The sequence below is a fragment of the Vibrio sp. JZG10 genome (assembly GCF_054064075.1).
Genome location: NZ_JBSUGE010000001.1, coordinates 188,949 through 212,581, shown reverse-complemented (window position 1 = coordinate 212,581; position 23,633 = coordinate 188,949). Strand labels below are relative to the sequence as shown.

The 23,633-nt window shown below is 44.5% G+C and carries 20 protein-coding genes and 1 pseudogene; 7 read left to right on the top strand and 14 right to left on the bottom strand.

Annotated features, from left to right (window positions below):
- The 8 genes from ACWYVB_RS00980 to proV form a co-directional block, all read right to left on the bottom strand.
- Complete coding sequence (locus ACWYVB_RS00980) at nucleotides 1–636, bottom strand: tetratricopeptide repeat protein (protein WP_457527601.1); 636 nt, start codon at nucleotides 634–636, stop codon at nucleotides 1–3.
- Nucleotides 637–650: 14 nt separating this feature from the next.
- Nucleotides 651–1,445 carry an SDR family oxidoreductase gene (locus tag ACWYVB_RS00975; protein ID WP_164666127.1) on the bottom strand — a complete coding sequence of 265 codons (795 nt, stop codon included), beginning with the start codon at nucleotides 1,443–1,445 and terminating at the stop codon, nucleotides 651–653.
- 8 nt (nucleotides 1,446–1,453) lie between these two features.
- The gene (locus ACWYVB_RS00970) at nucleotides 1,454–2,137 is read right to left on the bottom strand and encodes a TenA family transcriptional regulator (protein WP_457527599.1); all 684 of its coding nucleotides are present in this window, start codon (nucleotides 2,135–2,137) and stop codon (nucleotides 1,454–1,456) included.
- A gap of 25 nt (nucleotides 2,138–2,162) precedes the next feature.
- Nucleotides 2,163–3,722 carry an AMP-binding protein gene (locus tag ACWYVB_RS00965; RefSeq protein WP_457527597.1) on the bottom strand — a complete coding sequence of 520 codons (1,560 nt, stop codon included), beginning with the start codon at nucleotides 3,720–3,722 and terminating at the stop codon, nucleotides 2,163–2,165.
- Between the two features lie 80 nt (nucleotides 3,723–3,802).
- Entirely contained in the window at nucleotides 3,803–4,414 is a 612-nt protein-coding gene (locus ACWYVB_RS00960) for a thermostable hemolysin (RefSeq protein ID WP_457527596.1), read from the bottom strand.
- Between the two features lie 216 nt (nucleotides 4,415–4,630).
- Entirely contained in the window at nucleotides 4,631–5,638 is a 1,008-nt protein-coding gene (proX, locus tag ACWYVB_RS00955) for a glycine betaine/L-proline ABC transporter substrate-binding protein ProX (protein WP_005393392.1), read from the bottom strand.
- Nucleotides 5,631–6,722, bottom strand: coding sequence for a glycine betaine/L-proline ABC transporter permease ProW (gene proW, locus ACWYVB_RS00950; protein WP_046874899.1), 1,092 nt, complete (start codon nucleotides 6,720–6,722; stop codon nucleotides 5,631–5,633). Before proW ends, proX begins: the two co-directional genes overlap by 8 nt.
- A gap of 4 nt (nucleotides 6,723–6,726) precedes the next feature.
- Nucleotides 6,727–7,914, bottom strand: a complete 1,188-nt coding sequence (gene proV, locus ACWYVB_RS00945; RefSeq protein WP_005393388.1) for a glycine betaine/L-proline ABC transporter ATP-binding protein ProV — start codon at nucleotides 7,912–7,914, stop codon at nucleotides 6,727–6,729.
- 438 nt (nucleotides 7,915–8,352) lie between these two features.
- Here proV and ACWYVB_RS00940 point away from each other — a divergent pair, with 438 nt between their 5' ends.
- The 7 genes from ACWYVB_RS00940 to ACWYVB_RS00910 all read left to right on the top strand — a co-directional run bounded on the left by ACWYVB_RS00940 (nucleotide 8,353) and on the right by ACWYVB_RS00910 (nucleotide 16,885).
- On the top strand, nucleotides 8,353–10,233 hold the full coding sequence (locus ACWYVB_RS00940) for a DUF294 nucleotidyltransferase-like domain-containing protein (protein WP_257897394.1): 1,881 nt from the start codon (nucleotides 8,353–8,355) through the stop codon (nucleotides 10,231–10,233).
- Nucleotides 10,233–10,979 (top strand): 3'-5' exonuclease, encoded by a 747-nt coding sequence (locus tag ACWYVB_RS00935; RefSeq protein ID WP_253643995.1) that lies wholly within the window; start codon nucleotides 10,233–10,235, stop codon nucleotides 10,977–10,979. Before ACWYVB_RS00940 ends, ACWYVB_RS00935 begins: the two co-directional genes overlap by 1 nt.
- 191 nt (nucleotides 10,980–11,170) lie before the next feature.
- Nucleotides 11,171–12,832, top strand: coding sequence for a BCCT family transporter (locus tag ACWYVB_RS00930; RefSeq protein ID WP_005393381.1), 1,662 nt, complete (start codon nucleotides 11,171–11,173; stop codon nucleotides 12,830–12,832).
- A gap of 311 nt (nucleotides 12,833–13,143) precedes the next feature.
- The gene (gene ectA / locus ACWYVB_RS00925; RefSeq protein ID WP_005393379.1) at nucleotides 13,144–13,677 is read left to right on the top strand and encodes a diaminobutyrate acetyltransferase; all 534 of its coding nucleotides are present in this window, start codon (nucleotides 13,144–13,146) and stop codon (nucleotides 13,675–13,677) included.
- 34 nt (nucleotides 13,678–13,711) lie between these two features.
- A complete protein-coding gene (gene ectB / locus ACWYVB_RS00920) occupies nucleotides 13,712–14,977 on the top strand; it encodes a diaminobutyrate--2-oxoglutarate transaminase (RefSeq protein ID WP_005393371.1) in 1,266 nt (421 codons plus the stop codon).
- 15 nt (nucleotides 14,978–14,992) lie between these two features.
- Entirely contained in the window at nucleotides 14,993–15,379 is a 387-nt protein-coding gene (locus tag ACWYVB_RS00915; protein ID WP_005393369.1) for an ectoine synthase, read from the top strand.
- Between the two features lie 84 nt (nucleotides 15,380–15,463).
- The gene (locus tag ACWYVB_RS00910) at nucleotides 15,464–16,885 is read left to right on the top strand and encodes an aspartate kinase (protein ID WP_005393366.1); all 1,422 of its coding nucleotides are present in this window, start codon (nucleotides 15,464–15,466) and stop codon (nucleotides 16,883–16,885) included.
- A gap of 254 nt (nucleotides 16,886–17,139) precedes the next feature.
- On the opposite strand, the pseudogene ACWYVB_RS00905 reads toward ACWYVB_RS00910, so the two are convergent.
- The 6 genes and pseudogenes from ACWYVB_RS00905 to ACWYVB_RS00880 all read right to left on the bottom strand — a co-directional run bounded on the left by ACWYVB_RS00905 (nucleotide 17,140) and on the right by ACWYVB_RS00880 (nucleotide 23,516).
- Nucleotides 17,140–18,041 (bottom strand): annotated as a pseudogene (locus tag ACWYVB_RS00905) (cytochrome-c peroxidase).
- Nucleotides 18,042–18,421: 380 nt separating this feature from the next.
- Entirely contained in the window at nucleotides 18,422–19,573 is a 1,152-nt protein-coding gene (locus ACWYVB_RS00900) for an ABC transporter permease (RefSeq protein WP_457527589.1), read from the bottom strand.
- Nucleotides 19,570–20,736 carry an ABC transporter permease gene (locus ACWYVB_RS00895; protein ID WP_457527587.1) on the bottom strand — a complete coding sequence of 389 codons (1,167 nt, stop codon included), beginning with the start codon at nucleotides 20,734–20,736 and terminating at the stop codon, nucleotides 19,570–19,572. Before ACWYVB_RS00895 ends, ACWYVB_RS00900 begins: the two co-directional genes overlap by 4 nt.
- A gap of 22 nt (nucleotides 20,737–20,758) precedes the next feature.
- Nucleotides 20,759–21,739, bottom strand: a complete 981-nt coding sequence (locus ACWYVB_RS00890; protein ID WP_457527585.1) for an HlyD family secretion protein — start codon at nucleotides 21,737–21,739, stop codon at nucleotides 20,759–20,761.
- 3 nt (nucleotides 21,740–21,742) lie between these two features.
- Entirely contained in the window at nucleotides 21,743–23,158 is a 1,416-nt protein-coding gene (locus tag ACWYVB_RS00885) for a TolC family protein (RefSeq protein WP_457527584.1), read from the bottom strand.
- A gap of 130 nt (nucleotides 23,159–23,288) precedes the next feature.
- Nucleotides 23,289–23,516, bottom strand: coding sequence for a hypothetical protein (locus ACWYVB_RS00880; protein WP_005377125.1), 228 nt, complete (start codon nucleotides 23,514–23,516; stop codon nucleotides 23,289–23,291).
- Nucleotides 23,517–23,633: the final 117 nt, after the last annotated feature.

The following is a 23,633-nucleotide window of genomic DNA, read 5'->3' as shown; positions in this document are numbered from 1 at the left end:
TTATTTCAGTCTCCCAAGAGTCACTTCAATTTCCAGTTTTCGACCTTTATCCGCCAAAGGTCGGTCAGGGCGAGGTGACGCCTGCATTGCGCGAGTCAAATACACTTTCGCTTCCTTGTCTCGACCTTCTTCTGCAAGGAAGTCTCCATAAAAATAGTTCGGATCGATGCCTTTTGGATTGATCTCTAACGCTTTTTTCAACATTTCTTCGGCTTTATCGTCATCACCAAAGCCAATTGGCCACCCCGGAACTTTGTAATACAAAGAACCTAAACTGGTGTATGCAGAGCCATCAAGCGTTTGCGGAGACGTTGCAATTACCCCTTCGAGTAAAGATTTGGCTTCTTTGGCGAGTGATAGTGCACCTAAGCCACCTTGAGCACCAGCCAGCGATGCTTTATTGATTGCCAGCCAAACAGTGAGTTCGGGATTGCCGGGTTCTCTGTCGAGATAAATACTGGTTTTGGCAATCGCGCGATGGAAGCATTGTTCCTTTTCGTCATCGTCAGGCGTGCTGTACTGACATTCCGCCCATTTCTTTTGAACCTGTTGCAGTGGAGCATTACCTGCCAACGCAGCGGTCGAAGCTAACGTTGAACAAATCGTCAAAGCGCAAAGTAGTTGTTTGGTATTCATCGTCCATGTCCTCTTCAGTGACTGACTCGGTTTACGTACTGGTGAATGGTTTCTTGTTGCTTACGAATCGCAGAAGAAACCACACTTGGAAGCAATTGATTGATGCGAGCAAAAAGCTTTTCTGGCCAACCAATCCATTTCGCGGAAATTTCTTTTTCCAACATGGTGACAACGTGATCGGCTACAACTTGCGGCGAGTCCGTTTTGTTACCCAGTTGTCGATTCATTTCATTGACGGCATCGCTATTGAGTGAGGTTTCTGTCGCTCTTGGTGCCAAATACAGCGCACGGATTCCGGTTGCGAACAGCTCTCTGTCGAGCGATTCGGTAAACCGGTGCAATCCCGCTTTTGCCGCGCAATAGGAGGTATAGCCAGGGTAGCCAATTGAGCCGAATGTTGAACCAATATTGAGAATCACCCCAGGCTGTTTTAACCACGTTAACGCCGACTGGCACAGCAGCATCGGCGCGACGAGATTGAGTTGGATTTCGTCTGCAATCTGCGTTGGTCGTTTGTGGCTTAACAACGAGAAATCGTTGCTACCCGCATTGTTAATCAGTGCGTCCACTTTTTGATGTTGACGCGCTCGATCTTTAATCGTTGTTAATCCTTCTGATGAGGTGATGTCTGCAACGACTACGTCATGACGTTCTGGATTTGACAGTTCACGCTGTAGTGCTTGCAAGCTTTCTTCGTTTCGTCCAACAAGAATGAGGCTGACACCGCGCTTTGCTAACTCTTGCGCGATGGCTTGCCCAATTCCACCCGTTGCGCCTGTCAGGAGAATGGTGCTGTTGTTAATGTTCATGCCTCACCTCACGCCGCTTGTTGGGTTGAGAAGGAAGGCAAAGAGCGCAGCATTTGTCCGTACAATGCGAACACCATTCTTGCGGAGTCGATGATGACTTGTTGATCTTCCACTTTGGTGATTTTGTTCATCAGTGATTCAAAAAATTGCAGATGATCTTGGTCTAACACGCTGTGTGAAATTAGGTAAGTCATTGCTGAAGGCGGTAGGCTTAGCGTTGACTGGATTTTTTCTGCCATTTGGCCACCAATGCCGACGCTGGTGCCTTCTAATACCCACACCATGCCAAACAGCGCGAGTGGGTTGTGGCGGTCAATGTTGTGGTAAAGGTAGGAAACCATCAGTTCAATCGGTGCACCTACTTGACCTACATCTTTGTTACTGCGCACTGCTTCGGCATCGCCGCCGCACGCTTTGATGTCATTTAAAATCCATTCTTGATGGCCTTTCTCTTCCTCGATGTACTCGGCAATGGCATCTCGTACCCATTCGTATTCGCCAGATAGTCGGCCTCCACACGCCATCAGCAAGGGAACAGTGTGCTTAACGTGATGGTAAGCTTGGGTTAGAAAGGCGATATACATATCTTTGGAAATGTTGCCTTGTTGAACTTCTGCGATGACTGGCGCAGTTAACATTGCTTGTTGAGCAGCGGCAGTGCTTTGTTTGAGTTGTTCGAAAAATAAAGTCATAACCTTCTCCTTAAGAAGCCGTTAACTAAGATGCAGTTTGGAAAGACGCAATGTGTTGCTGGAAGGGCAAATCGATGCGTTGGAGCTTTTGCGCTTGCAGCGTTAATTCAGGCGTTGTGCTCGCTAATAACTGAGCCACATCATGTTCGATTTGATTTCGTTTGAGCTTGCCGTTATCCGCGTACCAACCAGAGATGGCTCGTGGGTTGTCCAGCAGCAATAAGGTTCGGATTTGAGCGTAATCGGGTAGGGTTCGGTTTAATACATGAACCTTTGCTTCGACGTCTTCGCTATTGGCAATGACAGCACATAATGTTTGTTGGCTATCGCCTGTAACGATCAGTGGCGTCATCGGCAAAAACGCCAACGCTTCTGATTCAATCCATTCCGGTGAGACATTTCTGCCATACGCGGTGACGATAAGGTTCTTCTTGCGCCCCGAGAGAGTGACAAAACCTTGCGCGTCGATTTGGGCTAAGTCGCCAGTTGCTAACCATTCTTGAGTAAACGGCTCATTCAAATAACCAAGAGCAACGTTGCCTTTGACGAGCAGTTCACCATCTTCCGCGATACGAATCTGAGCGTGGGGAAGTGGTTTGCCACACGTTCCTGCTTTAAATGCGGCTGGTATATTCAAACAAACGACGGAGCCACATTCAGACAAGCCATAACCTTCAAACGCAGGGATGTTCAGCGCATGCGCGGTGTTAATCAGTTGCGACGACACTCTTGCGCCGCCAACGGCGACAAATTTTAGAGAATCCACAAGAGAGGGCTGTTGTTTCGCGATGTGAATGAGCGCAAGCAATAAAGCCGGTGTTAGCACTAGGCTTTCTGGTTTGATGGTCGCTAATGCTTGTGCAAACAAACCCGGTTCGAGTTGGCTCGAACCGAGTAGGCCGGTTTGCTCTCCGGGTAAAATATATGACGTCACGCCCAACATGAGTGGAACATAAACGCCGGTTATGTTCTCGAGAAGTGTCGATAACGGAAGCAGCACTAAGTGCGAGTGCGCCGTGCCGTTTACTGCATCGGCGAGCGATTTCGCCACCAAACACAAATGATCATTGCTTAAACACACGCCTTTAGGCTGACCAGTCGAGCCAGACGTAAATGTGATTTTTCCGGTTTCTGGTAGATAAGCTGCCTGTGTATCTTCATCTCCCAACTGGTTACGACGCAGCAAAGGCAAATTGGTAATGGAAAACGGATGGTCTTGCTGATTAAAGCTTTGCTTAGGGTTAGAAGCCAACCATGCTTGCCAATCGCCGACTAAAGCATCGACGCGTGATTGCTCTAACGTATGTTCAACCTGTGCATCAGAGAAAAAAGTCGGAATAGGTACGACGACTATGTCTGCCGCCATCGCCGCCAAATCAACAATGGCCCAATTAATGCTGTTTTCTGCGCGTAGCGCGAGTGCTTTGATGTTCTGTGCAATAAGTTCGGCGGCAACGAGTTCGATCTTGTTTAACAATTCAGAGTAAGTCAGTTCAACGGTTTGATTTGCTTCGTAGCCGACAAGTGCTACTCGGCCTGGTGTCGTTTTTGCCCATTTTGTAATGGCATCGAGGAGAATATTCATACGTCACCTATATTCTGGCGTGGTTTTTAACCAAGTTGTTCTGGTTGTGTTTGCGGTTTTAACGACGTTTACTTTTCTATCTAGGCTTGTTTACGTTTTTTTTCTTGGACTAATCGAAGGCGTTCGAGTCCTCTTTGCAAATTGCCAGCTAACACACGCGGTTGATGCTCGTAGTACGCCCCCCAAGTGGACTCGGCATCGGGGACTTTATTTTGATCGGCCTGCGCGATGATATGAGGCTCCAATCCTAGACGCGCCATCATTGCGTGAAGAGGGTCTGTCGCGGTGAAGATGCACCATTCAAAACCGAGATTGACCAGCATTTCTGCGATGAGGTAGAAGTGCAGAGACGACATGCCCTTAGCGAAAGATGCCAAGTGACCGAATTCCACTAAGTTCGAACGTTTTACGTCGCAGTTAAATACGTTAGAAACCAGCTTTTGGGCGTCGTCTTCTAAATACTGTTCAAGGAACAAAGGTTCATCTTCGGCGATGCGAAAGCCGCATACGGAAATAATTTGACCGCCGTCAATGAGGGTTAAATACGCCGGCATAAACTGTTTGAGCTCGGCAAAGAATGCTTCTTGATAACGCTGAGAAACATGCTCGATAACTTGGCTCCAAAGCGGATGCATTGGATAGACGATGTCTAAAGTAAAGCCATCTACAGAAATTTGTGCATGGTGTTTCATGAGCGCTTCCTTTGTTTGATTGGTTATCAACAAAATAAAACGCGAAACTTAAGAAACTCTTAAGGAATGAAATTAAGTAGAAACTTTAAGAAAATACTTAGGAGCAGGGCTCAATATTGTTGTAACCCTTTTTACTACGGTGAATAAAATTAGAGCCAACCGATGTGATCGGTTGGCTCTAAAGTTAGGTGTCACGTATTTTAATGGTTGTGCCGATTACATGGCTGCTTTTTTAGCTTCGTCTACCCATGCGTCGAACTTTTTCTGGTTCGCTTTGATCCAGCCATTTACATGAGACTCGATGTCTGCTGAGCTGTTCTTACCTTGGCTCATCATCATATTCTGCGCACTAACATCATTGATGTTTAGCTTGATGATTTCAAACAGCTTCGCTGCTGCTGGGTTCTTTTCAGTAAACTCTTTGTTCGCAACGATGCGCATAGAGTTCATCTCAAAGCCGTAGTTCTTACCGTTCTCTAGTGTTGTGTCGATGTCCTTACGCTCACCAGGAAGTGAAGAGAATGGCACTTCTAACCAAACAACATCTTTACCCGGAACTAAGACGCCACTTACCCAGTAAGGTGTCCAAGTGTAGTAAAGAATCGGATCGCCTTTTTTGTAACGAGAAATCGTGTCAGCGATAATCGCAGCGTAGTTACCTTGGTTGTGCGTTACTGTGTCACGAAGCTTGAACGCATCCAACTGATGCTCAACGACCATTTCACAACCCCAACCTGGGTTACAACCTGTTAAGTCCGCTTTACCGTCACCGTTGGCATCGAAAAGCTTCGCCAGTTTTGGGTCTTTTAATTGACCAATATTTGTGATGCCATATTTTTCAGCGGTTTTTTTATCGATCAAGTAACCTTGCGCAGCACCACTTACATATTGACCTTTGCGGAAAAACTTATCATCACCGCCAGACATCGTGTACTTATCGGCGTGAAGAGGGAACCAACCTACTGCTAAGAAAGTGGCGTCGCCTTTAGCAATAGAGGTATAGCCTACGTTGTAATCCACTTCTTTAGTTGGTTTTACATCGTAACCAAGCTCTTCAAGTGCACGGTTTACGATCAATGTTTGAAACGTTTCCTCTGCAACGGTTGATTGAACTGGCTGAACAGTCACACCTTCACCCGGTAGTTCGCTTGCCACACCATAAGTTGAAAATGCGATAGTACTTAGAGCTCCAACAGAGAGCGCTTTCTTCCATGAATTATTCATTGATGTTTCTCCTAAGTTTTAGATCGTCTTGGTTCGTCTTTGTTTTCAGTTTTAATAGGTATGAAACAGGACCTGTGTGATACCAGCGAAGCTTGGTGTTACCCGCATTAACCCCTAATACTTGGGTAATACGGTCTAATAAAATGGCAAGAATTACGATGCCTAAGCCACCGACAGCAGCAAGACCCATATCAAGTCGGCCGATACCACGAAGTACCATTTGCCCCAAGCCGCCAACCGCAATCATTGAAGCGATCACGACCATAGAAAGTGAAAGCATCAAGGTTTGGTTTACCCCTGCCATAATCGTTGGTAACGCCAATGGCAATTGGATGCGGTAAAGCATCTGTTTTTTGTTTGCCCCGAAAGAGTGGCCCGCTTCGATCAGCTCTTCAGGTACTTGCTGAATCCCTAAAATAGTCAGGCGCACAACGGGAGGCAGTGCGAAAATGATGGTTACTACAACGCCAGGAACGTTACCAATACCGAATAGCATAACGATTGGCACTAGATAAACGAACGCGGGGGTCGTTTGCATTGCATCGAGTATTGGTCTAACAAATTTGGCTGCGGTTTGGCTTCTCGCCAACCATATCCCCATCGGTAGCCCGATAAGCAAACAGAAGAAGACGGCGGTTAAAACCAGTGCGAGCGTTGTCATCGCCTGTGACCAAGCACCAATTAGGCCGATAAAAACAAGGGATACAAGCGTTGAAAAACCGAGTTTTACATTGGAAAACTGCCACGCCAGCAAAAATAAAATGAGCACCATGATGGGCGCAGGTGTGGACACCAAAGCAGTTTCAAACGAGGTAAGAATAAAGTCGATTGGAACTCGAATTGCTTGGAAAACGGGGCGACCATGTTCCACCAACCAGTTCAATCCCGATTCTACCCAGCTATCAAGTGGTAGAACCGCATCTTGGAATGGGTTCATAATGTCGAATGGCGCTTGCTCTACAGTTTCTGAGCTTAACCAGTCATTACTTGGGGCAGCGTCAGCACCTGCACCTTGTGACCAAGGATCATCTTGTGCAGGAGCGGTATTCGACCAGGGATCATTGTTAGTTTGCTCTGAAGACATCGTGTTAATCCTTATCTAGTGTTTGTAGAAGACGTGATTTAGTCACGACACCAAAGTAAGTACCTTGCTCATCAACGACAGGTACGGCATAAGGAACGCCTGCAACTAGCCCCAAAATGTCATTGATTGACTGTTCTGGCTGAAGAGTGACTTCATCCGTCAATTGAGCACTGGCTAGAGAGCGGTTTTCTTTGTGAGCCAAACGTAGTGAGTCAAGAGACACGATGCCGGAATATCGGCTAGATTTATCCACGACAATGCCGTAATCACGGTCATGATCCATCAGAATCTGCATCGCAGAGCCTGGACCATCATTTTCCGATTTCTTAAAGACGGCGGCTGGCTTCTTGCGAGCGATATCTTTTGCTGTCAAGACACTTGCGATGTTTACGCCGCGGAAAAACGCTTCGACATAATCATTTGCTGGGCTGTGCAATATTTCATCAGGTGTGCCAACCTGAACAACCTCACCGTTTTGCATGATGGCGATACGATCACCAATACGCATTGCTTCGTCCAAGTCATGAGATATGAAGACAATTGTGCGTTTGTCATCGTTTTGTAGACGAATAAGCTCATCCTGCATCTCAGAACGGATTAATGGGTCTAAAGCGGAAAACGCCTCGTCCATTAATAGAATGTCTGGGTCACAAGCCAATGCCCTTGCTAGACCCACGCGCTGTTTCATACCACCGGATAACTCGTCAGGGAAAGATTCTGCATAAGGGTCTAAGCCAACTCTTTCCAAGGCGGAAAGGGCACTTTTCTGACGTTCATTAACATCAATGCCAGCAAGTTCTAAACCGAATGCAGCGTTTTCGATCACCGTCATGTGAGGCATAAGTGCGAAACTTTGAAACACCATTGAGATATTGTTGCGACGAACTTCTCGAAGTTCGTCTTCAGAGATATGGGCAATATCTTTCCCTTTGAGATAAACACTGCCTTTCGTTGGCTCAATGAGTCGGTTTAGGAGTCGAACGAGAGTAGATTTTCCCGAACCAGAAAGCCCCATGATTACGAAAATTTCACCTTCGTTAATGGTGAGAGATACATCGTTTACGCCGACTGTTAAACCTGTCTGTTCAAAAATACCATCCTTATCGATACCTTTTTCGATAAGCGAGAAGGCTCTTTCTGGGTCTTCTCCAAACACTTTATACAGTCCCTTAACTTCCAGTATGGGATCCATGTTATCTGTCCTTTCTTGTGTGTTTATAACTGTTTAACGATTTGTACTCTAATTAATTTTAGTTCAACTTTCAACGAATGGGGTTCGGTTAACTGGGTTTTATGTGCATACAATGAACAATTAAGTAGGTGTGGCTAAATGGTGTTTTTATTAACAAAAATAGATACTTATGGTTAGTCTTGTCTTTGCGTAACTTTTCCATGACATTGGTTTGAATTTATTTTGAAGTTTTTAGTACATTTCAACTCAGCCCATCTGCATAGCTATAAGGAGAAATAGATTAGAGGTCTATATTTAAAAACATTAGAGCTCTAATTTTTGGTTGGAGTTTTATTCTGCGAACTAGGTTAGGTGTTGTTATTCTTAGATTTATTCATTGATTGATTTCAATCTTGGTGATATTTATCGCTGTAGTTTAGGCAACGTATGGAATAAAAGATGGAAGCCGAACAGTTAGAAGTGCTCAACTTCATTAGCCAGTACCCACCTTTCGATGATCTACCCGAAGAGCAGTTAAAAAAGATCGCTCTAAATGCCGAGGTTGCATACTTTCGGCAAGGCACAGAGATACTCAATTTTGGAGACACGATCCGCGACTTATATATGGTGAGAAGCGGCGCTGTGGAGATCTACCGACGTAAAGGCGAACTCTATAACAGGATTGACGCTGGTGGACTGTTTGGACAGATGGGGTTGTTAATGAACAACCGTGTGCGTATGCCTGCCAAAGCGATAGAAGACACCTTGGTTTACTGTATTCCGGAGGATATTTTCAACGAGCTTTGTGATGAGTTTGAAAACTTTGCTGACTATATGGAACTGGAAGACAGCGCGCGCTTGCGAAGCGCAATATCCAGCCGCTCAGAAAGTAATGACTTTACCACTGCCAAAGCACGTAAGATCTTAGCGAGAGATCCGGTAACGTTGGAGGCGACGGCATCGATTCAAGAAGCCGCGATACTGATGGCGGAGGAAAATGTCACCTCTTTGCTTATTGTTCGCCCAGCAGAAGAACTCACAGAAGAAGACGATGAACAACTACTTGGAATATTGACTGATCGCGATCTATGTATTCGCGTATTAGCTCAGGGCATTGATACCAATATCCCAGTGAGTGAGGTCATGAGTTATGACGTGGTGTCTCTGGATTACAACGCTTATGTCTTTGAAGCCATGTTAACCATGTTGCGCTACAACGTGCACCATCTCCCAATTTTAAAAGATAAAAAGCCGATAGGAATTATTGGCATGACGGATATTGTCCGTTATGAATCTCAAAACAGCTTGCTGCTCGTTAGCTCTATCTTCCAACAAACCAGCGTTGAAGATCTCAAACAAGTTTCTGAACAAGTGAAAGACTGCTTTGTACGAATGGTGAATGAAGATGCCAACGCTCATATGATTGGTCGAGCCATGTCGGTCATTGGTAGTAGCTTTAAACAGCGTTTGGCTGAATTAGCAGAACAAGAGCTTGGCCCTGCGCCAATTCCGTATTGTTTGGTCGCTATGGGATCGATGGCCAGGGATGAGCAGTTAATTGTAACGGACCAAGACAACGCCCTTATTCTCGACAACAGTTATGATGTTGAGATGCACGGGGAGTACTTTGAAAAGTTTGCCAAATTTGTTTGTGATGGTTTAGCAGCATGCGGCTATGCTTACTGTACTGGCGACATTATGGCAACCAATCCAGAGTGGCGAAAAACCCGATCGGAGTGGGAAGAGTGCTTTGGCAACTGGATAGATAACCCAACTCCTGAAAGGTTGTTAAACAGTAATATCTTTTTTGATTTATTAGGTGTTCATGGGCGAGTGAAGTGGGCGGAACAATTAAGCAGCTTTATTGTTAGGCGCGCGAAAAGAAATAACCGCTTCCTTGCATGTATGGCTTACAACGCGATACGTCGTACACCGCCATTGGGCTTCTTCAAAGATTTTGTTATGGAAAAAGATGGTCGTCACCGCAATTCTATTAACTTGAAAAGAAGAGGAACTGCGCCATTGGCAGATTTGATTCGAGTACATTCATTGGCAATTGGTTCCCGTTCGCAAAACTCGTTTGACCGTTTAGACGATATCAATGATGCGGGCATTTTACCTAAAGGTCGAGGAATGGACTTGAGGGATGCAATGGAATTGATCTACATGGTTCGAATTCGTCATCAAGCACTCGATATCGAAAATGGAGATGAACCAGATAACAACATTGAGCCAGAGAACATGTCAGAGTTTGAGCGCCGAAACTTAAAAGCTGCTTTCCAAATCCTTAGTAATGCACAGAACTTCATCAAGTTCCGATACCAGAGAAGTAGCAAGTAATGTGGTTCTCAAAAAAGGCAGCAAAAGATCAGCCGTTGTTGGATACGTCTCGGACGCCAGAGTGGTCAACGTTATTCAAACAGCTCGAGAAAGAAGCAAGAGACGAGAGGCTCAAACGTTATTACTCGACACCGATGGTTAATGGGGAAACCCCAGTTGAGGAAGTGCCATTTGTCTCGGTAGATTTTGAAACGACAGGTTTGAATGCGGAAGAGGATGCAATTCTCACGATTGGACTTGTGCCGTTTACCATTGATCGTGTTCAATGTAGTGGCTCTGCGCATTGGGTTGTTAACCCTAATCGTGAGTTAAACGAAGAGTCAGTCGTGATTCATGGCATCACTGATTCTGAAGTCAAAAACGCACCCCAATTAACCCACATTTTAGGGGAAATATTGGATGCGCTGTCAGGCAAAGTTGTGCTTGTTCATTATAAAAATATCGAAAGGCAGTTTTTTAATAACGCGTTGCTAAATAGCATTGGGGAGGGGATACAGTTTCCCGTTGTCGATACGCTAGACATTGAACACGCGATACAGCGCCGTGAATGCAGTGGCCTATTCAATAAGTTAAAAGGTAAGAAGCCAGGCTCTGTCAGGCTGGGGCATGCTCGTGAAAGGTATCGCCTTCCTGCTTATCAACCTCATCATGCTTTGACCGATGCGCTGGCAACTGCTGAACTGTTTCAAGCACAGTTGCAATATCATTTTAATCGAAGCATGCCAATCTCTTCGATTTGGCAATAAGCGTTGTTTATGATGAAGACAATAAAATGCAATGAAAGGTAGGGGGCTTTGCGATTATGATGGCGGACTGAGTAACCGCTTATAAGAACTATGTTTTTTGAACATGTGCTTGGTAGTGATGGGAGGTTTCATCACTCAAACTCCGACGAAAGTAATTTAAATTTGGTCACGTATTTTTAAGGAGATTATCCGTGAGCACCGATAATAACGGTGGCATTCAACGCCCCGATGGAAAGGTAAACGCGATAGACACTGACTATCAAATTGGTCAGGATAACGTCGCGTTAAAAGTAGGCCCGTTTGGCCTTGATATTCATAACCGTGTTTTTGCAATTTCTGGTTTAGCAATCATCCTATTTGTTGTAGTAACACTATTATTTCGAGAACAGGTAGAGCCGTTTTTCGCAGATCTAAGAGCGGGTTTGTTACACCATTTGGATTGGTTCTTTCTCGCATCTGGTAATATTTTTGTCATTGTCTGTGTTGGGTTGATTTTTACACCGCTAGGTCGTGTACGAATCGGCGGTACAGAAGCGACGCCAGATTATTCCTATGCGGGTTGGCTGGCAATGCTCTTTGCAGCAGGTATGGGTATCGGTCTGGTGTTCTTTGGTGTATCAGAACCTATGTCTCATTTTAGTTCTGCTATTGGTGGCGTGAACGTTGAGAATGGTGTTCGTACTGACTGGGCCCCTTTAGGTGGTGCAGAAGGCGATGCAAGTGCTGCATCTGCACTAGGCATGGCGGCGACGATTTACCACTGGGCGCTTCATCCGTGGTCAATCTATGCGCTATTGGCCCTTGGTTTGGCGATTTTCTCGTTTAACAAAGGCTTACCACTTACCATGCGATCCATTTTTTACCCACTGTTTGGTGAGCGTGTATGGGGTTGGACTGGTCACATTATCGACATTCTTGCCGTTGTAGCGACAGTTTTTGGTCTGGCAACGTCCCTAGGTTACGGTGCGTCTCAAGCCGCAACGGGTTTGAACTTCCTATTTGATGTTCCAATGACGAATACTACGCAGGTACTATTGATTATTGGCATCACCGCACTCGCTTTAATCTCAGTTGTTGCGGGACTAGACAAAGGCGTGAAAATCTTATCTGAGATCAACATGGGTCTCGCTGCGCTTTTACTGCTTTTCGTTATTGTTGTCGGCCCGACGATCGCGATTTTAACGGGCTTCTTCGAAAATATAGTGTCATATGTGGCTAATATTCCTGCCCTATCAATGCCATTTGGACGAGAAGACGTAAACTATTCTCAAGGTTGGACAGCATTCTACTGGGCTTGGTGGATTTCTTGGTCACCATTTGTCGGTATGTTCATTGCGCGTGTATCTCGTGGTCGTTCAGTTCGTGAGTTCATTATTTGCGTTATCCTTATCCCTTCTTCTGTTTGTGTGTTATGGATGACCGCTTTTGGTGGTAACGCTATAAGCCAATACGTGAGCGATGGTTATGAAGCCGTGTTCAACGCGGAATTACCGTTAAAACTATTTGCCATGTTAGATGTGATGCCGCTAGCTGAAATTACATCTTTCGTCGGTATTATTTTGGTGGTGGTATTCTTCATTACCTCTTCAGACTCTGGTTCACTGGTTATTGATACTATTGCTGCGGGCGGTAAGGTCGATGCGCCAACGCCTCAACGCGTGTTCTGGTGTACGTTTGAAGGCTTAGTTGCGATTGCATTGATGCTTGGTGGTGGCCTAGCGGCAGCTCAAGCAATGGCCGTGACCACAGGCCTACCATTTACGATTGTTCTGCTTGTTGCAACGGTTTCCCTAGTAAAAGGCCTGATGGATGAACCTCGTCCAAAAGCGGTTTCTAAGAAGAAATCGAAATAACCAACATCAGCAGTTAAATATTTGAATAAAGCGGCATGCGAAAGCATGCCGCTTTTTTTATTTTTGAATTTTTGCTGAGAAATGAAGACCATGGAGGACAGTTTTTTCTGTTCGTTTTTTATACTTATTCTTTAAGTGATTTTTTAATAAATTAGACCTCGAACTATTTTAAGATTTGGTTAAATGGCATATTATTGTGATCTCTATCACAAAAATATCGATAAAAAGGCGGATTATTTGATTTTTAGTCGCGAGGAATGCCCATAATAAAAAGGAAATTTAATTAGACCTCAAAGGATATGTATTTCCACATGATCACATCAGCACCTTGGGTTCTTTATCCAGAGATTGGAGAAGACTCAAGTAAAAAATGGATTTTTCGTGAGCCTAAAATCTCTGATGGTGACGACATTTACAGCTTAATTGCAGACTGTCCTCCATTGGACATGAACTCATCTTATTGCAATTTCCTACAGTCTACGCATTTCAGCAAAACCAGTATTTTGGTTGAGCAAAAAGGCGAAATCGCAGGTTTCATTTCCGGTTATCAGAAACCAGACGAGCAAGACGTTTTATTTGTCTGGCAAGTTGCAGTCTCACCTCGCTTTAGAGGTCACGGTTTAGCATTCCGCATGTTGAAAGAACTTCTCACCCGAGAGGAATTGGGCGGTGTTAAATCGGTAGAAACTACCATCACGGAAGATAATAAAGCCTCTTGGGCATTGTTCAAAAAGTTAGATGCGATGAACGGCAACTCTGGCCAAGTAAGCACATTTTTGGACGAAGAAGCCCACTTTAAAGGCAAACACGATACAGAATATTTGTATCGCATTCCTCTCAAATAATCCTCAAACAATAGGAATTAAAAACGGTCTCATCATGGATATTTTCAAAAAGCAGGAATCCAACGTACGCTCATATTCAAACAATTTCCCAGTCGTTTTTCGTAAAGCGAAAGGCTGCTGGCTGGAAACAGAACAAGGTGAACGATACTTAGACTTCCTTGCTGGAGCGGGATCTCTAAATTACGGCCATAACAACCCAGTACTTAAGCAAGCACTGCTTGAGTACATTGAGATGGACGGTATTACTCACGGTTTGGATATGCACTCAGAAGCGAAAGCATCGTTTCTTGAAGCGTTGGATACTTACATCCTTAAACCAAGAAACTTGGACTACAAAGTTCAGTTTACTGGCCCAACCGGTACTAACGCCGTTGAGGCAGCACTTAAGTTAGCGAAAAAAGTAAAAGGTCGCGACAGCGTTGTTGCATTTACCAACGGTTTCCACGGTTGTACAGCTGGCGCACTGGCTGCAACGGGTAACCAGCATCACAGACAAGGTAACGGTTCTAGCTTAAGTAACGTCACTCGTATTCCATTTGAAGGTTACGCTGGCGTTGATGGTCTAGCATTGTTCGAAACCATGCTAAACGACAACTCTGCAGGTATGGATAAACCAGCCGCTGTACTTCTTGAAACTGTGCAGGGCGAGGGTGGTTTAAATGCTGCTTCAAACGAGTGGTTACAACGTTTGAGCAAAATCTGTAAAGCCAATGACATTCTTGTGATTGTCGATGACATTCAAGCTGGTTGTGGACGCACAGGTACTTTCTTTAGCTTTGAGCCGTCAGGTATTCAACCAGATATCGTGACGCTATCGAAATCGATCGGTGGTTACGGTTTGCCAATGGCCGTCGTTCTACTTAAACCAGAGCTAGACCAGTGGAAGCCAGGTGAGCATAACGGCACGTTCCGTGGCAACAACCATGCATTTATTACCGCGGCGAAAGCATTAGAAATTTATTGGGCAAATGATGATTTTGAAACACACATCAAGCAGTGTTCAGACAAAGTAAGTGCTGTTATTGATCGCTGCGTTCGTCGCTTCCCACAAATGTTTGTACAGAAAAAAGGTCGCGGCATGATGGTTGGTATTGAGTGTATCAACGGTGATATGGCATCTGAAATCGCGAAAAACTGTTTCGAAAACGGAATGGTAATTGAGACAGCTGGCCCTGACGACGAAGTCGTTAAGTTCTTCTGCCCACTTACGATTAGCGAGTCAGAACTAGACCAAGGACTAAGCATCTTTGAAAGTGCAGTGGAAACCATCGCTGCGAAACATTTCAAACAAGCATCTTAATAAGGATTATTAATTATGATCGTCAGAACACTCGATGAGTGTCGCAACAGTGAGCGACGTGTGGTTTCAGATAACTGGGAAAGTGTCCGTATGTTGTTGAAAGATGACAACATGGGTTTTTCTTTCCACATTACTACGATTTATGAAGGTACTGAAACACACATTCACTATCAAAATCACCTAGAATCGGTTTTTTGTATGAGCGGTGAAGGTGAAATTGAAGTCGTTGGTGGAGAAACTTATCCGATTAAACCGGGTACGTTATACATCCTTGATAAACACGATGAGCACTACTTGAGAGCTTATAAGAATAAAGAAATGGTAATGGCGTGTGTATTCAACCCACCAATTACCGGCGCTGAAGTGCACGATGAAAACGGTGTTTATCCTCTCGTTGACTAAAAGATAGAGGTGGGGTGCTTGTCACCCCACGATCAACTATCTCTTCTTTTTTCTTTTAAAGTTACCAATCAAAAAAGGCTTATCATGACATTTACCGTAGAAAAAATCGGCGGTACATCAATGACAGCATTTGATGCTGTTCTCGACAACATTATTCTTCGTCCTAAATCGCCATACAATCGTATCTTTGTCGTCTCTGCATACGGCGGTATGACCGACGCGCTACTCGAATGTAAAAAAACCAGTAAGCCAGGTGTTTATCAGCTTATCGCGAAACGTGATGACAAATGGGAAGAAGCGCTAGCATATGTAGAAAGCCGTATGCTGCTCACAAATGAAAATATTTTCGCGGACCCAATGAATCGTATCCGTGCAGATAAATTCATTCGCTCACGTATTGCTGAAGCAAAAAACTGTATTGCGAACATTTTAGAAACTTGTCAGTACGGTCAGTTTTCGTTACGTCAGTATTTGCCTCAAATTCGAGAGTTTCTGTCGTCTATCGGTGAGGCGCACAGTGCTTACAACACGGCACTGAAACTAAAAAATATGGGTATTAACGCTAAGTTCGTTGACCTGTCCGGTTGGGACAATCAAGCGCCAAGAAGCCTTGATGAATCGATCAGTGATGCGTTTGCTGATATCGATGTGTCAAAAGAACTGCCAATCGTTACAGGTTATGCTTACTGTAAGGAAGGCCTAATGCACACTTATGACCGAGGTTATAGTGAGATGACATTTAGCCGAATTGCAGCGATAACAAAAGCGGATTTAGCGGTAATTCACAAAGAATATCACTTGAGCTCTGCAGACCCGCGTGTTGTTGGTCCTGAAAAAGTTTTGCCAATTGGTAGTACAAACTATGACGTAGCAGACCAACTTGCTAACCTTGGCATGGAAGCGATTCACCCAAATGCAGCCGCAGGTTTACGCGAGAGTGGTATTGAGCTACAGATCAAAAATACATTTGAACCTGAACACGAAGGCACTTTGATCTCTTCAAGCTACCGCCCAGAAGAAGACAAAGTCGAAATTATCGCAGGTAAAGAAAAAGTGTTTGCACTGCATTTGTTTGACCAAGCGATGGTGGGAAAAGCCGATAACGTTAGCTACGAATTAATGGAAATTATCTCTGATGCTCGCGTAAGTTTAGTTGGTAAAGAGATGAACGCGAACTCTATTACTTACTATCTAGGTGGCAGTACTGATAGCTTGAACAAAGTATTGTATAAAGCTGAAAAACGCTATCCGAATGCGTCGATTAAAGGCCGTATGGTCGCGCTGATTTCAGCCATCGGTTCTCAAATTGACACTAACAAGACACTAGCGAAGGGTGTACTTTCTTTGATGAACAATGGCGTAACGCCAGTTGCACTTCACTCATCAATGAGAAATGTAAACGTTCAGTTCGTAGTGGGTGATAAAGAATATCAGCGTGCGATTTGCGCATTACATGATGAATTCTTTCAGAGCAATAGTTTAACTAAATCGGTTAATGTGGCTTAGTTTATTTTTTGTCTAGCCATGAAGGGGGGCTTCCCTCTTCATGGCTAGTTGCCACTAAAAAAAGAGCAAGAAAGTGATAGGTTTGCAATAAATCCATTCTGCGGCTCTACAAGGTCTTTCGACTAGTAGGGACATGCGTTGATGATGGTGATTGTAGATTCCCCAAGAACCAGTACCTTTCCATATATTGGTTAGACAAAGCGTTTAAATGTTGCCTACTGAATGCCATTAGTTTCAATTAGATAGAGCAAATCTTAAATATTCGGCCTTGCAGTTTCATGGGTGGATGGTGGTAAGTGGGGTAAAGTGATTCGTGGTTGCTCACCTGTTAGAGAACGTAAGAATTCAGTGATTTTGGTGGACTATTCTTTCGTTAGCTTTTGACCAAGTTGCAGATCGGCTAGCATTTCTACCGCCTCCTGAAGATTACAAACTGAGCCATCATGGAAGTACGGGTAGGTGAATTCTACGTTACGTAAGGATGGGACTTTGAATACGAACTAATGGCTTTGCGGTCAACATTTGGGGTGTCTGTGGCAAATGGCTTCACTAACCCTATTTTTTGATACATTTTTCCACTAGCTAATGGTCTGCTATGACAAGCGGTTTAAACAGTTGATAGCCTTCAACCTGTGCTTTGGTGAGCGCATCGTGTGTTCTCTTTCAACCATAAATCAAATGGCGCGTTTGGCGTACAAATGCCGCGATAGCATCGGTTACGTTATCAATGGTTATGTTGTCGCTTCCATGGATTTGCTGAAACCACTCGCGATATTGAGGGATAGATTGAAGAGTGTCGACCAGCAAGCCGCAGGCCCTATTGCGGATCTTTTGCTCGTCCATTCCAAAACTGCACGAAATTCAAATCTGAATTAAACACCGTAGGTGAGTTAATCGGGCCAATGGTTCATTGGTAACCAATTGAGCTTAATAAGTTATCAACACTACCTTTCGCGATGTTATGGCAAGAGTCACAAGAAATGATGTTCGACGTCGACAGCCAAGGCTCAAACCATAGCGTTTTACCCAATTCAATATTTTTACAGTCGATCTCAGTAATGGGTTCGATGACCTTGATGGGTTCACTGGATTGACGCTTAGCATGGGCACCGAAAGACAATATAGATAAAACACTCACTGAGATAAGACTTTTCATAATAACTTCCTTTGACGCGATTTTCGACTTTCACTAGAGCGTCGTACTTCTTATGAAAACGCTGATAAAAAAGCTATTGGTACGCTCGAAAATTACGGTATAGGAAAGGTATTATTCGATAAACTGCAAAAAACGATGTTAATAAAGGTGGTTGATTTCTGCACGTTAAGCTGGTGCGGGCTTTTGTGATTATTGGTTATAAATCTGCTGCAAACTTGTTACGGACGCTTAGAGTTATTTATCGGCTGAATCCTTGATTAAAGTTAATTTCAATCTGAGATTGTGAGGTGCTCAAATACAAAAAAGGGGCGATACTTCGCCCCTCAGATCGTCCATCAGGTTTTTGATTTGTGATTATATCTTTGAGCTGTAGAGAGAAATCAACTTAGACTTTCTGTTACAACTGGCTTGTTATTGCGCTTAGCAATCCAGTACGCAACGCTACCCCAAAGCACGGTGAGTGCCCAAAGTGCCGTCCAATGTGGTGCGACTTGTTGCCAGGTTGCCCCCATTTGGTTTAGCGCTAAGAAAGCTTTGATCGCCCAAGTACTTGGGCTTAAATCAGCAATCCATAGTAGGGGAGCAGGAATAGCTTCAACTGGCCAAATAAAACCAGCCAAGAAAATGAGCGGCATAGAGCTCACGAGGACGACTAAGGTGACAAGTTCACGCCGAGGTAATAAGTAACCTAGCCAGAAGCCTAGTCCGCAACAACCTAAAAAGAACGGGAACAACATGGTAAGTAGTTCGCTCACATTGGCGATATGGTTTACGTTTAAACGTTCGAAGCTAAAACCAAAATAATAGGCGCCGAGTAAATAATAAATTGCCACAAATACTAACGTTCTCACAAGCAGCAGCGATCCCGTTGATACTTGAGACCAGTAGCCACGACCATGACGCTGTGTTCCCGTTTGTAATCCAACCGCCATGATCAACGTTTGTTGTAAAATCAGAACAAATACTGCTGGCACTACGTATTCGATGTAACCCATGGTTGGGTTGAACGTCGGTTTCATATTAAGCTTAATAGCAGAGTAATTATGGCTAGCCATACTCATGGGCACACCATCTATCACCATTTTACTGACTTTCACTTGGGCCCCTAATGTGCCTCCCGCTTGGGCCAATCCCTCTACCACGGTTCCGTACACGAGAAAATACGAGGCGTCCGCAGCGTAGGCTAGAGTCGGGCTTTTACCTAGTATTAGGTCTTTGTAAAAGTGTTCTGGTATGACTAAAAAACCGGTGATCTCTCGTTGTAAAAATGCTTGCTTTGCATCGGCAATCGTGTGAAGTCGAGTAACTACGTTGACTTGTGGAGTGGCATCAACCATACGTTCCAGCTTTAAACTCGTCTGACTACCATCTAAATTAACAATCGCGATTGGTTGTTCACGAGGCGTTTGTTGTGCATAAGGCAAAGGGTATAAAAACGAGTAAAATACGACACCACCAAAAACGGTCAACGTAACGACTGGATTGGTTAGAACGGCCTTCAGTTCCGCTTTAATCAGTTGCCACAATGTCATACCGCCTCCTTCGCTTGGCGTGTTGATGAAGCTGTTCGATGTTTACCCATCAAGGCTGCGGTAATGAGTAGGGGCACAACGTAGCCAATCATAGGCCATAGCGAGCTTAAAGATTGTGCGGCCGATGCTCCATAGCTTGCTTGACTCACTTGTACTTCAATGTAATGGGTAATCGGCAATAATGAACGCCATGCATAAGCGAGCGTGTTCATGTCAGAAACTGGGAATGTAATTCCCATGAACGCGAAACTTGGAGCCGTAAATGCGCCAGCAAAACTCATCGCACGTGCAGGATCCATCGACAAGAAGAAGAACAACGCTCCCATAATGATACAGGCGATAACCGTCACCAATTGTGCTAATAGCATAACCACAAAACTGCCTTCCATTGGCCAATCAAGCACGGAATAAAACCAGTACAAGAACAACGCACCTTGCGCCATAAAGACCGGAATGTAATGACTTAATAGGGTAGTGAGCCTGGCGTATGGCTTTTCGCCCAAAAATGCAAAGCCATTCTTTCCACCATAAATGCGAAAGTGCGCGGTAAGAATCAAGATAGTGCTTACTACAATACATATTTGCCAAATGGCTGGCACGATAGCCGTTACCAAAAATTGTGCGTAGTTATTGTTACGGTTAAATAATGCGGTTATTTGTGTCGACACGGGTACAGCCTGACCAGCCGCTGCTAACGTTGTGGTGTTACCCTTAGCCAAGTTGCTCATTACTTCAACCTGAGCGTCGAAATAGCCTTGTGCTTGCGCAACGGCAGAGTTGATCAATTTCGCTACCAAAATGTACTGACTGTTGTAAAAGACAGAAAGTTGAGGTTGGCGGTGTTGGAGAATATCCTGATCGAACTTAGATGGGATGACCGCGTAAGCGTAGATATCGCCTTCAATCATCGCATTTTTTGCTTCGCTTGCACTGGTGTAGTGATAGTTAACAGCCAGACTCGACGACGCACCCAAAGATTGAATGAGCTTTCGAGAAAGTTGGGAATGTTGTAGATCAACCACACCGATTGGCAGATCCCGGGCAATACCCGCAGAGAACACTCCCCAAATCATCACCGCGAGCAAAATCGGTATCCAAGTAAGGCACGAAAGCAACCACTTATCTCGTCGTAAGATATGCCGCTGTGAAATCTTAATCGTCATAGCATTAACCTAGTGGTTGTGATTAAAGTTCAACGACAACACTCATTCCCATACGCAGTTCAGGTTCGGGTTGAGCTGGACGAGCTTCTACTTCAAAGGTACGAAGATCAAAACCTTGAGAAGAATCGGTTGCTCTCCACGTTGCAAAGTCACCCATAACGGCAACATGCGTTACTTTGAACTCAACATTTTTATTTAAGGCAGGCAAATAGGCATTAAAGGTTGCTCCTTTTTTAAAGTGTTGAAGGTAATCTTCACGCACATTAAGTGTCGCCCAGGCATCTTCTGTATCTATCACAGTAACAACCGGGAAGCCCTGAGGTGCTAATTCACCACTTTGAAGTAGAACTTGAGAGACTTCGCCGTCAAACCAGCTGTAGATCTGAGTATCTTTCGCATACGCTTCTACTTCCGCTACGGCACCTGATGCCATGCGCGCTTTTTCCGCCGCAGCTACTTTGGTTTCACTTCTCGCGCCTTCTTTTGCCATTTCGTACATTTGAAATGCGGCACTTTCTGTGTATTTCGCTGCTTGCCATTGAGTTAAAGCTTCATCGCGCTTTTGTTCTGCAACCACGCCATCGTTATAGAGGTTATTCACGCGATTGTAGGTTTTTTCCATTAAATTCGCGGCGGCTTTAGCTTTCATCCACTGATCTTTTGCTGCTTGGATTTGTTGCTCACGTGCGCCTTTCTCTGCTTCTTGAGCTAAGGCGTCCGCCGCTTTTTCACCTGCTTTTGCTTGTTCTAACTTCGCTTCAATTTCAGGACTATGAAGGGTAAAAATAAGCTGGCCTTTCTCTACATCGTCGCCTTTACGTACCATGACCTCGTCAATACGGCCTGGAACTTTTGAGGAAATGCTGTACTGCTGGGCTTCAATCAATCCTTGTAAGCGGATCGGTTCTGGTTGATAGGCTTGGTAAAATTGGTAGCCAACCCAAGAGACAACACCCAAAGCACAAAGTGAGAGTAAAACGGGTTTTAGTGATTTAGCTGCCATGATTTATTTCACCTCTTTGGATGTTGAAGCAGGGATATAAGCGGTATTTTGATATTGTTCGAAGCTGTTCATTTCACTGCTCAATGCGAGTAGCTTGGTTAAAGATATTAAATAGCGGAAACGCGCCGCTGAACGTTGTGTTTCTATACTAGCGACATAAAGCTGTGCATCCACAACATCCAGAGAAGACGATAGACCCTGAGTAAATGCTTTTTCACGCAAGCGCAGGTTTTCGTTAGCGAGTTCAATGCTAGATTCGAGCCCTTGTACTTCATCAATGGCTTGCTGAGCCTCCAAGTATGTCTTTTGTACTAGCAGCGATAAATCTTGTTTGGCTTGGGACTTTAATGAATCGACCTGCGAGACGACGCTTTGAGCTGCTTTGACTTTTTCGCTTCGCCCTGTTGATTCAATCAGTGGAATGCTCACACCGACACCAACTAACCAGTCAGGCTTCATTTGGCTTGCGAGAGAGTCGTCTTCATACAAGCTGTAGTCGCCGTAAAGGTAAACTTCAGGATAGTATTTCCCTTTTTCTGCTTTGATTAAGCTAGAGGCTTGTTTGTGTTTAGCGCTCAGAAGGTCTAACCCCGGATAGGTAAGCAACGTTTGATCGACAAAAGCGGTTAGAGGGGGAAGACTGTCGTTGATAAACAAAGATTCAGCGGGCTCTACGGCGTCATCTTGCGCAAGTAATTTACCTAATGCTGCTTGAGCGATACTCAAATCGCTGGCGGCTTTACGTGTTTCTACTGATGCTTTATCTAGAGAAGCCTCGGCTTGCAGGCGCTCAACGTGTGCGATTTGTCCTTGCTCTTCAAGCTTAATGGCAAAATCTCTATGCTTTTTTAGTCCAGCTTCAACCGCTTGCCGCGTTGCGAGTACTTCCTTTGCCAGCACGACAGAAAAGTAGTACTTCGACAAATCTTCAAAGCGCGCTTGTTGTTCCATTAGAAGCTGGCTTTTAGCCTCATCTGTTTTGCCTTCTGCTGCTGATTGAGCCGCAGAAATACGACCACCAGTAAAAATTGGCCAAATGGCACGAATAGACGAAGAGAAAATATCGCGTTCGGTTATGGTCGAAGTGGTATTAGCTAAGGTACCAAAAATAGGTTGAAAAGCAGGAGGTACGTTAATGTGTGTTCCTGTGCTGTCTAGGATCTGTTTTCCCGACAGCGTGATATCGGTATCTAAACGCGTGTAATTCGCGCCAATGGTAACCTGAGGTAAGTTGAGATTGCTGGTGGCACTCTCTTGGTATTGGTAATTCTCGACGTTTGAGCGTTGAGCTTTAAGAGAATAGTTGTTTTCTAGCAATAGCTGCCATGCGGTATCAAAAGTGATCGGTGCCGCATGACAGGCAAGGGAAATCGAGCTGCTAAGTAAGCCCAGTATCCAAAACTTTCCTGTTTTTTTCATAATGGCTGCTTTGTCGTAGAGTATAAGCTCTAATATAAAGGATTCGTAACTTGGTGTTAAGTAGGAGGGGAAATTGGATAGTAGTATGCGCCCAGTTATGTTTGTGCTGGGCGCGGGAGATGTTACAAGTTTACTTCGTATATGGACAGTGAAACTCTGCTCTCCACTCAAGCTGACGAGAACCTCGCATCGTATTCAATAGGTCTTTTCCACTCATTTGAGGGAACGATAACAGGACCTTGAGATCAGAAGTACCGCCTCCGTTTTTTTCATAAGCCCTGACGTGTGTAAATGTTGAATACATATTCTCTGACAGCATGGCCTTATTCAGGCATATTCCAAAGGTATCGCGTTCCATGTTTGGTGTTCCTTCTAACTATAAATGCACCTCTGTTTATAGTTTTCCAGTTTTCAGATGGTGTCTAAGTGTTTGTCATATAGTCAGTATTTGTGTTTTGTTTTATTTTTTCCAAAT

What these genes read in the sequence shown, in the direction of transcription:
- ACWYVB_RS00980 (WP_457527601.1), bottom strand. Translation starts at nt 636, where the DNA reads ATGAATACCAAACAACTACTTTGCGCTTTGACGATTTGTTCAACGTTA.
- ACWYVB_RS00975 (WP_164666127.1), bottom strand. Translation starts at nt 1,445, where the DNA reads ATGAACATTAACAACAGCACCATTCTCCTGACAGGCGCAACGGGTGGA.
- ACWYVB_RS00970 (WP_457527599.1), bottom strand. Translation starts at nt 2,137, where the DNA reads ATGACTTTATTTTTCGAACAACTCAAACAAAGCACTGCCGCTGCTCAA.
- ACWYVB_RS00965 (WP_457527597.1), bottom strand. Translation starts at nt 3,722, where the DNA reads ATGAATATTCTCCTCGATGCCATTACAAAATGGGCAAAAACGACACCA.
- ACWYVB_RS00960 (WP_457527596.1), bottom strand. Translation starts at nt 4,414, where the DNA reads ATGAAACACCATGCACAAATTTCTGTAGATGGCTTTACTTTAGACATC.
- proX (WP_005393392.1), bottom strand. Translation starts at nt 5,638, where the DNA reads ATGAATAATTCATGGAAGAAAGCGCTCTCTGTTGGAGCTCTAAGTACT.
- proW (WP_046874899.1), bottom strand. Translation starts at nt 6,722, where the DNA reads ATGTCTTCAGAGCAAACTAACAATGATCCCTGGTCGAATACCGCTCCT.
- proV (WP_005393388.1), bottom strand. Translation starts at nt 7,914, where the DNA reads ATGGATCCCATACTGGAAGTTAAGGGACTGTATAAAGTGTTTGGAGAA.
- ACWYVB_RS00940 (WP_257897394.1), top strand. Translation starts at nt 8,353, where the DNA reads ATGGAAGCCGAACAGTTAGAAGTGCTCAACTTCATTAGCCAGTACCCA.
- ACWYVB_RS00935 (WP_253643995.1), top strand. Translation starts at nt 10,233, where the DNA reads ATGTGGTTCTCAAAAAAGGCAGCAAAAGATCAGCCGTTGTTGGATACG.
- ectA (WP_005393379.1), top strand. Translation starts at nt 13,144, where the DNA reads ATGATCACATCAGCACCTTGGGTTCTTTATCCAGAGATTGGAGAAGAC.
- ectB (WP_005393371.1), top strand. Translation starts at nt 13,712, where the DNA reads ATGGATATTTTCAAAAAGCAGGAATCCAACGTACGCTCATATTCAAAC.
- ACWYVB_RS00915 (WP_005393369.1), top strand. Translation starts at nt 14,993, where the DNA reads ATGATCGTCAGAACACTCGATGAGTGTCGCAACAGTGAGCGACGTGTG.
- ACWYVB_RS00910 (WP_005393366.1), top strand. Translation starts at nt 15,464, where the DNA reads ATGACATTTACCGTAGAAAAAATCGGCGGTACATCAATGACAGCATTT.
- ACWYVB_RS00900 (WP_457527589.1), bottom strand. Translation starts at nt 19,573, where the DNA reads ATGACATTGTGGCAACTGATTAAAGCGGAACTGAAGGCCGTTCTAACC.
- ACWYVB_RS00895 (WP_457527587.1), bottom strand. Translation starts at nt 20,736, where the DNA reads ATGACGATTAAGATTTCACAGCGGCATATCTTACGACGAGATAAGTGG.
- ACWYVB_RS00890 (WP_457527585.1), bottom strand. Translation starts at nt 21,739, where the DNA reads ATGGCAGCTAAATCACTAAAACCCGTTTTACTCTCACTTTGTGCTTTG.
- ACWYVB_RS00885 (WP_457527584.1), bottom strand. Translation starts at nt 23,158, where the DNA reads ATGAAAAAAACAGGAAAGTTTTGGATACTGGGCTTACTTAGCAGCTCG.
- ACWYVB_RS00880 (WP_005377125.1), bottom strand. Translation starts at nt 23,516, where the DNA reads ATGGAACGCGATACCTTTGGAATATGCCTGAATAAGGCCATGCTGTCA.